Annotated in this window: 16 protein-coding genes and 1 pseudogene; 7 read left to right on the top strand and 10 right to left on the bottom strand. The window is 68.8% G+C overall.

Features of this window, described 5'->3' with window-relative positions:
• Positions 1-238 precede the first annotated feature (238 nt).
• Positions 239-1,399, top strand: coding sequence for a low temperature requirement protein A (locus GAS53_RS14195; protein WP_151477900.1), 1,161 nt, complete (start codon positions 239-241; stop codon positions 1,397-1,399).
• A gap of 229 nt (positions 1,400-1,628) precedes the next feature.
• On the opposite strand, the gene GAS53_RS14190 is transcribed toward GAS53_RS14195, so the two are convergent.
• The 5 genes from GAS53_RS14190 to GAS53_RS14170 all read right to left on the bottom strand — a co-directional run bounded on the left by GAS53_RS14190 (position 1,629) and on the right by GAS53_RS14170 (position 4,102).
• Positions 1,629-2,078: a YdeI/OmpD-associated family protein gene (locus tag GAS53_RS14190; protein ID WP_151477899.1), complete on the bottom strand. Its 450-nt coding sequence runs from the start codon at positions 2,076-2,078 to the stop codon at positions 1,629-1,631.
• Positions 2,075-2,485, bottom strand: coding sequence for a VOC family protein (locus GAS53_RS14185; RefSeq protein WP_151477898.1), 411 nt, complete (start codon positions 2,483-2,485; stop codon positions 2,075-2,077). The genes GAS53_RS14190 and GAS53_RS14185 overlap by 4 nt, the downstream gene beginning before the upstream one ends.
• 5 nt (positions 2,486-2,490) lie before the next feature.
• On the bottom strand, positions 2,491-2,955 hold the full coding sequence (locus GAS53_RS14180; RefSeq protein ID WP_151477897.1) for a helix-turn-helix transcriptional regulator: 465 nt from the start codon (positions 2,953-2,955) through the stop codon (positions 2,491-2,493).
• A gap of 46 nt (positions 2,956-3,001) precedes the next feature.
• Positions 3,002-3,628, bottom strand: a complete 627-nt coding sequence (locus GAS53_RS14175) for a VOC family protein (RefSeq protein ID WP_151477896.1) — start codon at positions 3,626-3,628, stop codon at positions 3,002-3,004.
• A gap of 144 nt (positions 3,629-3,772) precedes the next feature.
• Positions 3,773-4,102, bottom strand: coding sequence for a VOC family protein (locus tag GAS53_RS14170; RefSeq protein ID WP_225858915.1), 330 nt, complete (start codon positions 4,100-4,102; stop codon positions 3,773-3,775).
• Between the two features lie 500 nt (positions 4,103-4,602).
• On the opposite strand from GAS53_RS14170, the gene GAS53_RS14165 reads away from it, so the two are divergent.
• The gene (locus GAS53_RS14165) at positions 4,603-5,730 is read left to right on the top strand and encodes a hypothetical protein (RefSeq protein ID WP_151477895.1); all 1,128 of its coding nucleotides are present in this window, start codon (positions 4,603-4,605) and stop codon (positions 5,728-5,730) included.
• Between the two features lie 205 nt (positions 5,731-5,935).
• Here GAS53_RS14165 and GAS53_RS14160 read toward each other — a convergent pair whose 3' ends face one another.
• Positions 5,936-6,685, bottom strand: a complete 750-nt coding sequence (locus GAS53_RS14160; RefSeq protein WP_151477894.1) for a TioE family transcriptional regulator — start codon at positions 6,683-6,685, stop codon at positions 5,936-5,938.
• A 58-nt stretch (positions 6,686-6,743) separates the two neighbouring features.
• Between GAS53_RS14160 and GAS53_RS14155 the strand changes: the two genes are divergently transcribed.
• A complete protein-coding gene (locus GAS53_RS14155; RefSeq protein WP_151477893.1) occupies positions 6,744-7,964 on the top strand; it encodes an erythromycin esterase family protein in 1,221 nt (406 codons plus the stop codon).
• Between the two features lie 124 nt (positions 7,965-8,088).
• Here the strand turns inward: GAS53_RS14155 and GAS53_RS14150 are convergent, their stop codons facing one another.
• The gene (locus GAS53_RS14150; protein ID WP_151477892.1) at positions 8,089-8,313 is read right to left on the bottom strand and encodes a hypothetical protein; all 225 of its coding nucleotides are present in this window, start codon (positions 8,311-8,313) and stop codon (positions 8,089-8,091) included.
• Positions 8,314-8,323: 10 nt separating this feature from the next.
• Positions 8,324-9,496 (bottom strand): epoxide hydrolase family protein, encoded by a 1,173-nt coding sequence (locus GAS53_RS14145; protein ID WP_151477891.1) that lies wholly within the window; start codon positions 9,494-9,496, stop codon positions 8,324-8,326.
• 103 nt (positions 9,497-9,599) lie between these two features.
• On the opposite strand from GAS53_RS14145, the gene GAS53_RS14140 reads away from it, so the two are divergent.
• From GAS53_RS14140 to GAS53_RS14130, 3 genes and pseudogenes are all read left to right on the top strand, one after another.
• On the top strand, positions 9,600-10,175 hold the full coding sequence (locus GAS53_RS14140) for a CGNR zinc finger domain-containing protein (protein WP_151477890.1): 576 nt from the start codon (positions 9,600-9,602) through the stop codon (positions 10,173-10,175).
• A 195-nt stretch (positions 10,176-10,370) separates the two neighbouring features.
• Positions 10,371-10,736 (top strand): annotated as a pseudogene (locus GAS53_RS14135) (sensor histidine kinase); the annotation flags it as partial.
• A 181-nt stretch (positions 10,737-10,917) separates the two neighbouring features.
• Positions 10,918-11,367 (top strand): FAD-dependent oxidoreductase, encoded by a 450-nt coding sequence (locus GAS53_RS14130; RefSeq protein WP_151477889.1) that lies wholly within the window; start codon positions 10,918-10,920, stop codon positions 11,365-11,367.
• On the opposite strand, the gene GAS53_RS14125 is transcribed toward GAS53_RS14130, so the two are convergent.
• Complete coding sequence (locus GAS53_RS14125) at positions 11,316-12,005, bottom strand: hypothetical protein (RefSeq protein ID WP_151477888.1); 690 nt, start codon at positions 12,003-12,005, stop codon at positions 11,316-11,318. The genes GAS53_RS14130 and GAS53_RS14125 overlap by 52 nt on opposite strands.
• 140 nt (positions 12,006-12,145) lie before the next feature.
• The gene (locus tag GAS53_RS14120) at positions 12,146-12,598 is read right to left on the bottom strand and encodes a flavodoxin family protein (protein ID WP_151477887.1); all 453 of its coding nucleotides are present in this window, start codon (positions 12,596-12,598) and stop codon (positions 12,146-12,148) included.
• 147 nt (positions 12,599-12,745) lie between these two features.
• Between GAS53_RS14120 and GAS53_RS14115 the strand changes: the two genes are divergently transcribed.
• On the top strand, positions 12,746-13,438 hold the full coding sequence (locus GAS53_RS14115) for a class I SAM-dependent methyltransferase (protein WP_151477886.1): 693 nt from the start codon (positions 12,746-12,748) through the stop codon (positions 13,436-13,438).

Here is a 13,438-nt window from a genome sequence, read left to right as displayed (position 1 = left end):
CACCGACGACCCTGAGCCAGGGGCGCGGGTTACCCGGAGTCAGTGGATCCGCAGGGCGTCAGTGGATGCGCTCGATGGTACGCAGGCGCTGGTAGACGGTCTCCCGGGACAGGTTGCCGTGGCGTGCGGCGCCGGGCGCCCAGTTGCGGTTTCGGATCCCGCGCAGCGCGGTAGGATCCGCCGCCGAGTGGCTCGGCAGGCGGTTGTCCGCCCGTGCGATGAGGGGAAGCGAACGGTCATGACCGAAACAGGACGGAGTGAGACCTCCCCCGTTCGCAGACGGCTGTGGATTTCCGAGCGGACCCAGGGCCGGGTGACGCCGACCGAGCTCTTCTTCGACCTCGTGTTCGTCTTCTTCGTCACCCAGGTCACCCACGCGGTGGAAACCCACCCTGGATGGGAAGGCCTCCTCAAGGCACTGTTCCCGATGGTCATCGTGTGGTGGATGTTCAGCGGGTTCGGGTGGCTCACCAACGCGGTGCGGCCCGACGCGGTGCAGGTGCGCCTGCTGCTGACGCTCGCGATGACGGGCTTCTTCATCATGGGTCTCGATGTGCCGTACGCCTTCACGCCCGAGGGCTGGGCCTTCCCTCTGGCGTATCTGGCCGTGGTCGCCATCCACGCGGTCGTCTACTTGACCGCCAACGCCCCGTCGGCCCGGCAGGCCATCCTTCGCAACGTGCCCTTCAACGCGGCGGCCGGCGTCCTCGTGCTCGTCGCCCCGCACTTGCCGGAGGCGTGGGGCTGGGTGTGCTGGGCCGCTGCCGTGCCCGTCCTCTACCTCTCGCCCTTCCTGGGACGCATCCGCGGCTTCGTCATCGAACCCCACCACTTCGTGGAGCGGCATGCGCTGCTCCTGCTGGTGGTGCTGGGCGAGTCGGTGGTAGCCATCGGGATCGGCGCCGAGAGCGCGGAGAGCCACGCGGTGGACGCTCCCCTGGCACTGGGCGTGACCTTGGGCATCGCCGTGGCGTCGGGGCTTTGGTGGGTGTACTTCGACGGGGACGAGGCGCGGGCCGACGCGGAGTTCGAGAAGGCCACCGAGTATCGCCGTCAGATGCTGGCCTACTACGCGTTCACCGGTGCGCACCTCGTGATGATCATCGGCGTCATTCTCGTCGCGGCAGGCATCACCGACGCCATCCACCATTTCGACGGTCATGCGCACCGGTGGTGGTTGGGCTGCGGCACAGCGGTGTTTCTCCTGGGGCACGCGATCTACCGAAGCTTGTTGAGGAGCGGCCGGATCACCGACCGGGTGGTCGGCGCGATGTGCGCCGTGCCGCTGGGAGCCACGGCGTACTTCGCCGGTTGGCTGGGCATGACCATGATCGTGATCGTCCTGGCGGCCATTGCCACCGTCGACCACCGACTCGCGGCGCGACACCCCGGAGACTGACTCCGACGCTCTGGCAATCCACGCTCTGGCAATCCACGCGGTGGCAAGTCCCGCGGTGCACCAAGGTCCGCACCGCCGCCCACCGTTCCGGAACCGCCAAGCACGCTCTGAAAACGCAGGCCAGGACTGCTGTTGTCCGACCTTCGCACCAACGACCGTTCATGGCCTGGCAGATGGCCGAAGTGCCGCACGGCTGAGGGCGTTCGCGGCCTGCGTGGGCCGTGCGGCCTCATGCCGACTGCTGGTCCCGCAGCGTTGCCAGGGCCTTTTCGATCCGCCGGATGCGCGTCTCGGGCTTCTTCGCGCTGTCGATGGCGAGCACGTGCTGCCGCTTGCGGCTGTGGGACAGGCGGTCGTAGGCGGTGCGGGCGACCGGATCGGCGTCCAGGGCGCGGGCGAAGTCCTCGGGCTCGACCACGACGCGGGGCTCGGTGTCGAGTTCCAGCTCGACCTCGACCTCGTCGCCGGTCTCGACACCGGCCGCCTGCCGGTTGGTGTTGCTGAGGCCGAGCAGGTTGCGGCCGCGCATGATGGCGATCCTGCTCTGCCATGCGTGCCCGTTGACCGTGATGGTCACCGCCGGACGTTTGCCTCCGCCGAGTGTCTCCACAACTTCTGGAGGGACTTCCAAGCCCCGTATGGGCTCCGGAGGCTCGACGTGGGTTCGAAACTTCGTCATCGCAGCTCCTGGATCCGGACCAGGTTGCCCGCGGGGTCGCGGAAGGCGCAGTCGCGCACCCCGTACGGCTGGTCGGTCGGCTCCTGGACCACCTCGGCCCCGCCGTCCACCACCTTCTCGAAGGTGTCGTCGAGGTCGGCGGTGGCCAGCAGGATCCAACCGTAGGTGCCCTTGGCCATCATCTCGACGATGGTGCGGCGCTCGGCGTCGGTGATGCCGGGGTCCGCGGCCGGAGGCGCCAGGAGGATGGATGTGCCCGGCTGGCCGGCGGGGCCGACCGTGATCCAGCGCATCTTGCCGCTTCCCACGTCGCTGCGGACCTCGAAGCCGAGCGTGTCGTGGTAGAAGGCCAGGGAGGCGTCCGGGTCGTCGTGGGGGAGAGCACTCGTGTGAATAGTGATGTCCATGGCAGTCACGCTAGCTGCGGGTCGAGGGTCCGGGCTTCTCGATTCCTGACCGGCCTGGTCACCTGTTTCGCCATGCACGACGGAATCCCCGCCACAGGGCCCGCCGTCTGGCGGCGGTAGGCGTTGGGCGAGACACCCACCAGCTGGGTGAAGCGGGTGCTGAAGGTACCCAGCGACGAGCAGCCGACCGCGAAGCAGACCTCGGTGACGCTGAGGTCGCCCCGGCGCAGCAAGGCCGTCGCACGCTCGATGCGGCGCGTCATCAGATAGGCGTACGGCGGCTCGCCGTAGGCAAGCCGGAACTGGCGGCTGAGGTGTCCGGCCGACATGTGCACTCCGCGAGCGAGCGCCTCGACATCCAGCGGCTGCGCGTACTCCCGGTCGATCCGGTCCCGTACGCGGCGCAGCCGCGCGAGGTCGCTCAGGCGCTGCGCCGCGGTGAATGCGCGGCCCCACCCGGGGTGACACATGTGAGGATCCTTTCGTCGATGTCGGTGTGCAGCTGCGTCACCCGGTTCACAGCGACGCGTTCTCCGATGCGGTCGCCCACGCGAACCCGTCCGGGTCGGTGAAGGGCCCGCCATCGCTGCTGATCGTGATCCGGTGCGATCCGGTTCCGTCGGGGGAGACGCCGACGAGCTTGGCCAGGCCACGGCGCTTGTACAGCGCCAGCTTGACGGGACCCGACCCGGCGGCGAACTCGACGTACCTGCTGCCGAAGCTCTTCGCCACGGCGAGGCCGCGGTCGACGTAGAACCGCTTGCTCTCGGCCATGTCCGCGACTCCCAGCAGGAGCACGATGTCGTCGATCTGCCGGGTGGCCGGGCCGGTGTCCTTCTTCGACGACGATGCGATCTGCCAGATCGTCCCGTCCGGGGCCTGTACGACGCCCCCGTAGCCCCAGAGCGACTTGGCGGCGGGCTTCAGCGTCGTGGCGCCGGCGTCCCCGGCGGCGTCGATGAGGGCGTTGACGTTGGCCGGCTGGGACACCACGAGGGACAGTGTGAACCCGCGGAAGCCCGTTGTCGGTGTCTCCGAGGCCCGCACGCGCACCTGACTGCCCAGGCCGAAGGCGGTGGTGTAGAAGCGGCCGGCGGCGGTGGGGTCGGCCACCTCGAGGGTGATGGATTCGATGGAAGTCATGACAATGACGCTAGCCGCGGCTCCGAGACTTGTGCTTCTCCATTCCTGACCAGATCGAAGACCCGGCAGAGCCCTGGTCGCCGACGGCCGTGGGCCGGCCGGCCGCGTTTGGCCGGTCTGAGCGCCGTCGTGAAGCAGCCGGGCTCAGGACACGCACAGGCAGAACTCGTTGCCCTCTGGGTCGCACCAGACCTGCCAGAGGTTCTCCCGCACCTCGCCGACCGGGGTCGCCCCGAGTCGGGCCGCGCGGGCAACGGCCTCGGCGAAGTCGTCGACGACCAGATCGAGGTGGATCCGGTTCTTCACCGTCTTGGGCTCAGGAACGAGCTGCAGAGCCAGGTCAGGACCCAGACTGACCCACTCGTCCTCACGGCGGGTGATCTCCAGACCGAGCAGACCGCTCCAGAACCTGGCCAGCAGGTCGAGGTCGTTGGTGTCGATGACAATGCCGCTGAGACGGATGCCCATTCCCATGTGCTGCCGTCCCCTTCAGGCGCCACGGCCTGCATGGTCCTTCACTGACACGATCGGGCCCTTCGCAAGCCGATCTCGACGGCGCGCAGCTCGTTGCGGCCGGGCCAGTACCGAGGGTCCCAATGCGCGGTGCAGCCCACCGCACGGCCATCGGTTCGCCGGATCTGCGCGAACGGAATGAGCCCCTGCGCTACGCGCGCGAACTGGGCCTCCAGGTAATCCCCCACCTCGTCGGCGCGGGGCACAAGCGTGAAGGCATAACTGCTGCGGTCCTCCTCAGCTGCCCTGGCCAGGTCCCTCGGGTCCTCTGGATGAACGCCGCGATCATGGCGGGAATCTCCCGCAGCCGTCAAGGCCAATCGGCGAAGGCCCGCGGACTGCCGCCCTGCCGTGCACGGAACCTCGCCCCGATGGACTGCCGGGTTTTGTCACGTGAGTATCTATATCTCCGTGCCGTGCTGGTTCACGGTGGTCCCTCCTATCCGCGTGGAGGGATCAGCATGAGACGAAGACGATTCGTGGCAGGGACGATCGGCGCACTCTCGGGGATGACACTCGGCTCGGGCCCGGTCCGGGCCGACGCGTCGGCACTCCGTACACAAGGCTGGCAGGCCGTACCGGCGCCCGGTAGCACCCCGGCCGCGCAGTTACGCCGCATCGCCGCGGCCGGACCCCAACTGGCCTGGGCTGTCGGCGAGGAGGGGCTGGCCGGGCCGTCGAGGGGACGAGCGCTGGCGATGCTGTGGGACGGCAGTGCCTGGGTGAAGACCGACCTGTCGCATCTGAACCACACGCGGCTGAGCGACGTCGCCGGTGTCTGCTCCACCGCGGCATGGAGCGTGGGGCTGCCTGCCGGGACCGCGAGCCAGCTGCTGCGCTGGGACGGAACGACCTGGCGCGAGGCGGCCTTCCCCGGCAGGGGCGAGCCGGACGTCCGGCTGGAATCGGTGGCGGTCGACTCCGACCGGCAGGTGTGGATCTGCGGCAGCCGCGGCGGCACCGCCCGTCTGCTGCACGGGGATGGCCGGCAATGGCGATGGCTGGACCCGCTGCCTGTCGCGAGCGCCAACTTGTACCGGGTCGTACTGCGTTCACCGGGCGAGGTCTGGGTGAGCGGTGACCAGGGATCCGGTGGTGGGTGGTCAGGACTTGTGGCCCGATGGAACGGATCGTGGACGGTCCTGCCCCCGATCGCGGGCTTGCGTCTGGGCATCAGCGATCTGCACCCGGCCGGTTCGGACGACGTGTGGGCGGTGGGTACCGAATTCGGCATCGGCGGACCACCGGGACGCCCCGGCAACCCCGCCCTGGCCCACTGGGACGGCACGGCCTGGACGCGGGTGCAACCGGGCTTCACCGTTGGGGCGTTGAGCGGAATCGCGGGCGACGCGCAGGGCCGCCCCGCATGGATATCGGGCTGGAACTACCAGGACCAGAGTTGCAGCACGTATCTGCGCTGGGACAGTGGCACCTGGACTGTCGTACGGGGCCCGGCCGGCGCGGCGACGGCGCCGTACCTCAACGACGTGACACCCGTTCCCGGAACCGCGGGATTCTGGTCGGCGGGCATGACGAGTCCCACCCCGGCTCCCCCGACCGAGGCATACACGGAACGCCTGGAAGCCTGACGCGGCTCCGGAAGTGTGCAGGGCGCGAGGCGTTCGTCCTGAATGCCGCTGCCTCACCAGTTCTCGCCCGGCACCGCCGAGGCCGTGATCGGCTCCGAGGTTCGCCGATCTCAGGTGCGGCTGAGCATGCCCGTGCGGCACAGGGACAGGGCTGTGCCGCGCGGGCGTTGGTGACCCTTGGTCTCTTCGGCCGGCGACCGACGTCTCATCCGCGCTCGCGGAGATACGCCTCCAGTTCGGCGGCCCCGGTCAGCATCATCCGCCCGCGGGCGGACAGCCGGCCGCGCCAGTCGGACAGTGCGGCCTCCAGTGGCTCCAGCCCGCCGGCCGCCCGCACTTGGGCGATCAGCGGGGCGATCTGCTCCAGCAGGTAGCCGCCCCGCCTGAGCTGGTGGGCCAGCCGGGCGTCCCGCACGTCGGCCTCGTCGTAGACGCGGTACCCGGTCAGCGGGTCTCGGCGCGGGCGCACCAGCCCGGCGCGCTCCCATTTGCGCAGCGTCGCGGGCCGGATTCCGAGCTTCCCTGCCAGCGGCCCGATGAACGTGCCGCCGGGACCGGACACCGCGGCCGACTCGGACCGCACACCGGGCTCGGACACCGTGGTGGGCTCCAGGTCGCGCAGGGCGCTCTCCACGGCCTGGAGTGTCCGGCGGTCGTCGAGGAGTTGGGCGTGGCTCTCGTCGATGAGGCGGAACGCCTCCTCGGCCGAGCCCTCGTTCACTGCCCGCATGATCGACGTCGCCGTCCGGTGGCCGTGGCCGGGCACCAGGGCGAGGAACGCACGCAGGGCCCTCGCGTGCAGCGGGGTGTACGTGCGGTAGCCGTGGGGTGTGCGATCGGCGGCCGGAAGGATGCCGGCCTCCTCGTAGTTCCTGATCGCCTGCGTGGACAGACCGTGCCCGCGCGCCAGATCAACGGGCCTGAGCTGCTCCCCGTTTTGAAGGTTTCTTCCCAAGAGCCTGCCGATATCGCTGGAAAGTTTCAACCGTAAGTTCAACGATAGCGTTTATGGCATGGCTACTGACATCAAGGACACCGCCTATGCCGTCGAGTCCGCCACCGTCATGAAGCTGCTCCCGGCCCGCCCGCGGCTGCTCGCCCTGGGCGAGCCCACCCACGGCGAGGGCACCCTGCTCGACCTGCGCAACGAGCTCTTCCGGCAGCTCGTCGAGCGGGAGGGCTACCGGACGATCACGATCGAGAGCGACTGCATGGCGGGCCTGGTCGTGGACGACTACGTCACCTCGGGCACGGGCACCCTCGACGAGGTCATGGAGCGCGGATTCAGCCACGGGTTGGGCGCGTCCGCGGCCAACCGTGAACTCGTGCGCTGGATGCGTGCCTACAACGTCCGCGCCGACAACGAAGGCCGGCCCGCGTCCGAGCGGCTACGCTTCGCCGGTTTCGACGGCCCGCTGGAGATCACCGACGCCGCAAGCCCCCGCCAGGCCCTCACCGCACTCCATGACTACCTCGCGGCCCTGGGGAACGCGCACCTGCTTCCCTGCACCGCGGAAACCCTCGACCGCCTGCTCGGCGCCGACGACCGGTGGACCGATCCCGCCGCGATGATGGACCCGTCCCAGTCCGTCGGACAGTCGGCCGAGGCCGGGCAACTGCGGCTGCTCGCCGACGATCTGGTGGCGCTGCTCGACGCCCAGACGCCGCGCCTGATCACGGCGACCTCGCGGGACGACTGGGACCGGGCGCGCCTGTACGGGCGCACCGCCACCGGCCTGCTGCGCTACCACTTCTGGATGGCCGACACCTCACCGGCCCGCATGACGCGGCTGATCGGACTGCGGGATTCGATGATGGCCGACAACCTCCTCGCCCTCGCCGCACGGAACCCGACCCTGGTCCATGCCCACAACAGCCATCTCCAGCGCGACAAGAGCACGATGCGCATGTGGGACCACCCACTGCTGGAGTGGTGGAGCGCCGGCGCGCTCGTGAGCGCCCACCTGGGCGGGGAGTACGCCTTCCTGGCCACGGCCCTCGGCACGATCCGGCACCAGGGAGTGGACACCCCGCCATCGGACACCCTCGAAGGACTCCTGTACGCGCTCCCGGAGGACCGCTACCTCGTCGACACCCCCCGGCTGGCCGCCGCCCTCGGCGACGGGCGGCCCGCCCTCCGAGTGTCCCCCTACTACGGCTACTCCTCACTTGACCCGGCCCACCTGGCCGGATACGACGGAATCGTGTTCGTCAAGGACGTCCCGCAGAGCTAGTGCCACCATCAGCAGTCCGGCCTGTCGGGGCGCCTCGGATGCGCGGGAGGCGCCCCGGCCGTCAACGGCGCACACGACCGCTCATCGCCGGGCACCACGAGTGCCAGCAGGCGGGCCACGTCGGCTACTTCGACTCGGCACGGGCGCGTTGCTTGCCTCGCCGACCCGGGACAGACGACGCAGTCCCGAAGCGGACGTGCGAGGCCCGGCCGGGCTGCTGCTCGCCGGCGAGCCGGCCCTCGCGGGTGTCGACGTGGTGGTGTCGGACAAGCTGTCCGAGCACCGCATCCAGGCCGAAGCCGTCGGGCAACGCCTTGAGCCGGATCAGGCGGTGATCGAGTACCGGCACCCAGCCGCGTTCACCGATTGGCGGCCAGCACTGCCGCGAGGCCCTCTTGCAGATCTTTGACGAAATACTCGGGAACCTCCAACGCCGGGAAATGCCCCCCGATTTCGGGCGCCTTCCATCGGACGATCTGTCGGTACCGCTCCTGCGCCCAGGGGCGCGGACACTTCTCGACGTCGCGGGGATACATAGTGAGTGCTGACGGGACGTCGACCCGAAGTTCGGGGTCCAGCGAGTTGTGGCTTTCGTAGTAGATGCGGGCCGCCGATGCGCCGGTCCGCGTCAGCCAATACAGGGTGACGTCGTCAAGAACCCTGTCTCTGGAAATCGTCTCGAACGGGCTGTCTTCGGTGTCCGACCACTCGGCGAACTTGTCAAGGATCCAAGCAAGAAGCCCGACCGGTGAGTCGACGAGCGAGTAGCCGATGGTCTGCGGTCGGGTCGCCTGCTGCTTCGCGTACGCCGCGCGGTGGCGCCAGAAATCGCGGGTTTCCTCGGTCCACTTGCGCTCGATTGCCGTCAGGCCGCCCGTTGTCAACCCGGGCGGTCCCTCCGCGAACGTTGTGTGGATGCCGAGAACGTGCGCCGGGAACCTGCCGCCGAGAACCGTGGTGATATTGCCTCCCCAGTCGCCGCCGTGGGCTGCGAACTTGCTGTAACCGAGCCTTCCCATCAGTTCCACCCATGCGGCCGCGATCTTTTCGGTTCCCCACCCGGTGGTGGCCGGCTTGTCGCTGTAACCAAAGCCTGGCAGCGACGGGACCACGACGTGGAACGCCGGCGCTTCTGCATCTTTCGGATCTGCCAGCTCGTCCACTACATCGATGAACCGAGCAATGCTGTCCGGCCAGCCGTGCGTCAAGATCAGAGGAGTGGCATCTGCGCGCGCGGATCGGCGGTGCAGGAAGTGGATTCCCAGATCATCAATGGTCGTGCGGAACTGGCCGATTTGGTTGAGGCGCTCTTCGAACGACCGCCAGTTGTACCCGGTGCGCCAGTAGTTCACGACATCGACGAGGTCGGCGAGAGGAACGCCCTGTTCCCACCGGCGAGGGTCGGGCGCGGCGCGATAGACCGTCTCAGCCTCCGGTAGCCGCGCCGCGGCCAGTCGCGCGCGCAGATCGTCGAGGTCAGCGTCAGTTGCGCGGGCTTCAAATGCTTGCACGTCGCTGGTTGGACGGGGCATGAGACCTCCTGGCCATCGCGGAACCGGCTGCGAACCATTGTGAACCATCTTAGACGGTTCTAACAGGCCTCCATGCTTGGCGTGCAACCTGCTAAGGTGGTCCATGCGCGCTAGGTTCCCTGACTTCCGCCTCGGTAACGTGCTGGCGACCAGCTTCACGGGGACGCTGTCGGAGCGACATGGCAACGCCGTGGAGCGCATTCCCACGCCGCACCGACTTGTCGACTGGTTGGCAGTGAACGGCCTCGCCGTGGCGTCCTGCACCACCCCGCAGCTCGACCTCGCTCGGGAACTGAGGGAGTCGATTCACGCCGCCGCGACAGCGGCCGCGATCCAGGACGCTCTACCTGCGTCTGCTGTCCAAGTCATCAATGACTGCAGCGCTCAGGGTTGGGCCGCGGCCATCCTGACGCCCGAGGGTGAGCGGCGATGGCTGCTTGGCTCGGCTTCCTGCGTGGAAGATGCCCTCAGCGTGATCGCCGCCGACGCGATCAGCATCATCGCAGGCGAACGAGACGGAAGATTGGCCTTGTGCGCATCGCCAACCTGCCAAGCCGCCTTCTTCGACACCAGCCAAAGTCGCACCCGCAAATGGTGCGACATGAACACGTGCGGGAATCGTCAGAAGAAGGCGCGCTTCAATGCCAACCAGCGCAAAAACCCCAGATCAGTGGAGTGATCGTTACCTCGGTACATCCAAGTGGGCCCCACGCCTGCGACACATCTGTCGCGTTGGGTGCACCTCAACGGCACCACTGAGAGCAAAAGGAGTTGTTCCGCCGTCGGCGAAGCGGGGCGGCGCTCATGATCTGCGTCCCTCCGCCTCAGCGCTGGAACTTCCATGTGATGTGGGAGTCCGTCACCTGGGGCACAGGGCTTCGCGAGCCCGGCGCAGAAGGCCACCTTGCACCGCGACGCCACGGTGTCGGACAGCCTTCCCCACGAAGTACAGGCGGCCGCCTTCCGTGTCGTCCAGGAAGCGCTGACCAACGTACGGCGCCACGCCGCCGATGCCACCGAGATCACCGTCAGCCTGCGCCACGACGGCGACCGCCTGGAGACGACGGTGTCCGACGACGGACGCGGCGGCACCCAGCTCCCCGCCGCGGCGCACGGCGGCGGCTTCGGCCTCGTCGGCCTGAAAGAGCGCGTCACCGCGCTGGGCGGCGAACTGCACACAGGCCCCAAGAACGGCCACGGCTGGGAGGTCCGGGCTCTCCTCCCGACCCGGGAATCCTGAACTCCGCGCACCAATCCGCTGAAGGTTCCTCAAGCCGTTCCGGGGGCCGCTACTGCGACCTGCTGCGCGACCCACGGTTCCGCGCCTGGTTCCACCAGTTCGTCCAGACCCACGGGCGAAAAGCAGACTGACGCGGCAATCCTCGCCGTCTGCGTCCGCGCAGCCAATGTGGAGGTAACCCATGACTGAGACCGTCGCTGCCACTGTTGCCGTGGTCGGCGGAGGCTACGGCGGCATCGCCGCCGCCACCGCGCTGGACGACGTGGCCGACGTCGTCCTCATCGAACCGCGGGACGCGTTCGTCCACAACGTCGCCGCGCTCCGCGGCCTCGTCGACCCCGGCTGGACGGATCGGCTCTTCTTCCCCTACGACCGGCTACTCAAGCGGGGGCGGGTGCTGCGGGACCGTGCGACGCGAGTCGATGCCGCCGGCATCACACTCGGCTCCGGACAACGAATCACGGCCGACTACATCATCCTTGCCACCGGCTCGTCGTACCCACCCGGGATCGAGCTCGGCACCACCGCCGTGCCGAGTGTCGAACGGCAGATCCGCCGACTGAACGGGCGCCGCTGGTGTCAGCGGTCGGTGTCGTCGGTGCTCAGGACCTCGGTCGGATTCGGGGGCTGAATGTCCAGCGGTTCGTTGAAGTCATCGAACGACGTGGTGGTGCGGTTTTCGGCGCCTTTGTAGACCGTTCTGAGCAGGTACGGCTTGCCCTCGGTGGCCACGTAGAAGGTGTACGTCCCTTCCTTGTCCTCCTCGTCGGTCACGGTCAGTTCGAGTGCCTTCCTGCCGTCGATACGGGTGGTCTTCCCTTGTGTCGCCGTGCCGAAGGAGCCGAAGGGCCGTGTGCAGGAGTTGAGCCCGTCGCCGGGCTGCGCCCGGTCGACAGGCGTCTTGGCCCACAGCCCCTGCTCGGTGCGGACGGCCGTGCTGTTGCTCCACTTCTGGAGGTAGGCGCGGTCCGGGCGGACATAGTCCGTCTCGCCGATCCGAATCTGTTCGAGCGTGCCACCCTGTGACCACGTGGTTCTTGACGTGCACCGGGTGTCGAGGTCGGTCACTAGGCGGCTGGTCACCGTGCCGCCGCCGGCCACAGTGTTGGTGACTTCGACTGTCACGGAAGTCAGCGTCCGCATCGTCTCGTTGGCGTCCTCGAGTATCGCGTCCGCGGACCTCTCCTCGGCGCTGTTGCCACTACCGCATCCCGAGACGGCGGCCCCCACCAACAGACTCGTCAGTGCGGTCGTCACCGCAGTAGTCATGGTTCGCACCGGCCCCCAGTCCAGCCAGCCACACGTTTCAACCACCCTCCAGCGCTTGGTCGGTCGCGCCGGCGTGGTCACGCATGTTCATGATCAGCGCGGGCAGCCTACCAAGGCAGGCCTGCCTCGCTTCCCCGCGGTCAGTCCGTCAACCCTGCTGTGATCGTCGCGCCGAGTTCCCAGCACGCCTCGATGTCGGCCTTGCTCGGCTCGCCGGTGACGATCACCGGCTCGGCCGCACGGCGCCAGCCGAGGCCCGTCGTGATCGACTCGATCCCGCGCCGGGCGCCTGTCGCGTCGTTTCCGCCGTGCACGTAGAAGCCGAACGGGCGACCGCGCGTCGCGTCCAGGCAGGGGTAGTACATCTGGTCGAAAAAGTGCTTGAGGGCGCCGGACATATAGCCGAGGTTCGCCGGAGTGCCGAGCAGATACCCGTCCGCGGCCAGGACGTCCGACGCCGTCGCGGACAGCGCGGCGCGCCGTACGACCCGGACGCCCTTGATCTCCGGTGCCGTCGCGCCGGACACGACGGCTTCGAACATCGCCTGGCAGTTGGGCGAAGGAGTGTGATGCACGATCAGCAAGGTGGCCACGTCCCGAACCCTGCCGTGCCATCACATCCCCCTGCAAGCGGCGCCGCTGCCGGCCATCTCGCGGGGACCTTCGCTCGCCGCGCGCGTTGCCGTGGTTGCCGAAACGCCGGTCGGGTGGCGTTGTGGCCCGCGCTCGGGGATGCGACGATGCCCGGCACTGCACACACCGCAACGGGAGGGCATGCCTTGGCCGACGGGGATCAGGGGCAGCGGGCGGCGGCGGTCTTCGACGTGCTCGGGCCCGTGTACGAGAAGGCGTTCGCCCATTCCGAGGCGCACGGGGCATCGCTGGAGTGGCTGCTCGGGAGGCTCGCTCCCGGCAGCCGGGTGCTGGACGTCGGCAGCGGAACGGGGCGTCCCACTGCCTCGACGCTCGCCGCGGCCGGCCACGACGTGCTGGGGATCGACGTCTCGCCCGTCATGGTGGAAATCGCCACCCGGCAGGTGCCTGACGCCGCGTTCCGCCACGCCGACATCGCTGACGTTCCGATCGGGGACGGCTCGTTCGACGCGGTCTGCGTGTACTTCTCGCTGCTGCAGATGTCCCGCGAGCAGCAGTCGGACCTGATGCGGAGGCTGGCGCGGTGCCTGCGGCCGGGAGGCAGTCTGGTGCTCGCCACCGTGCCCGCCGACGTGGAGGGCGTCGAGGTCGTGTTCATGGGGCAGCAGGTCCGGGCGACGAGCTTCGCCACCGAGGACCTCGTGTCCCTCGTGAACAGGGCAGGTCTCGCGGTGGAGTCCGAGCACCACGCGATGTTCACCCCGGCCCACCCCGACGCCGTCGCCGAGCCCCACCTCTTCCTGTACTGCCGACGGGAGGAGACGCAGCCGACCGCCTGA

It is taken from the genome of Streptomyces albicerus (genome assembly GCF_008905045.1).
Lineage (GTDB): Bacteria > Actinomycetota > Actinomycetes > Streptomycetales > Streptomycetaceae > Streptomyces > Streptomyces albicerus.
This window is presented reverse-complemented; position numbering and strand designations above follow the sequence as displayed.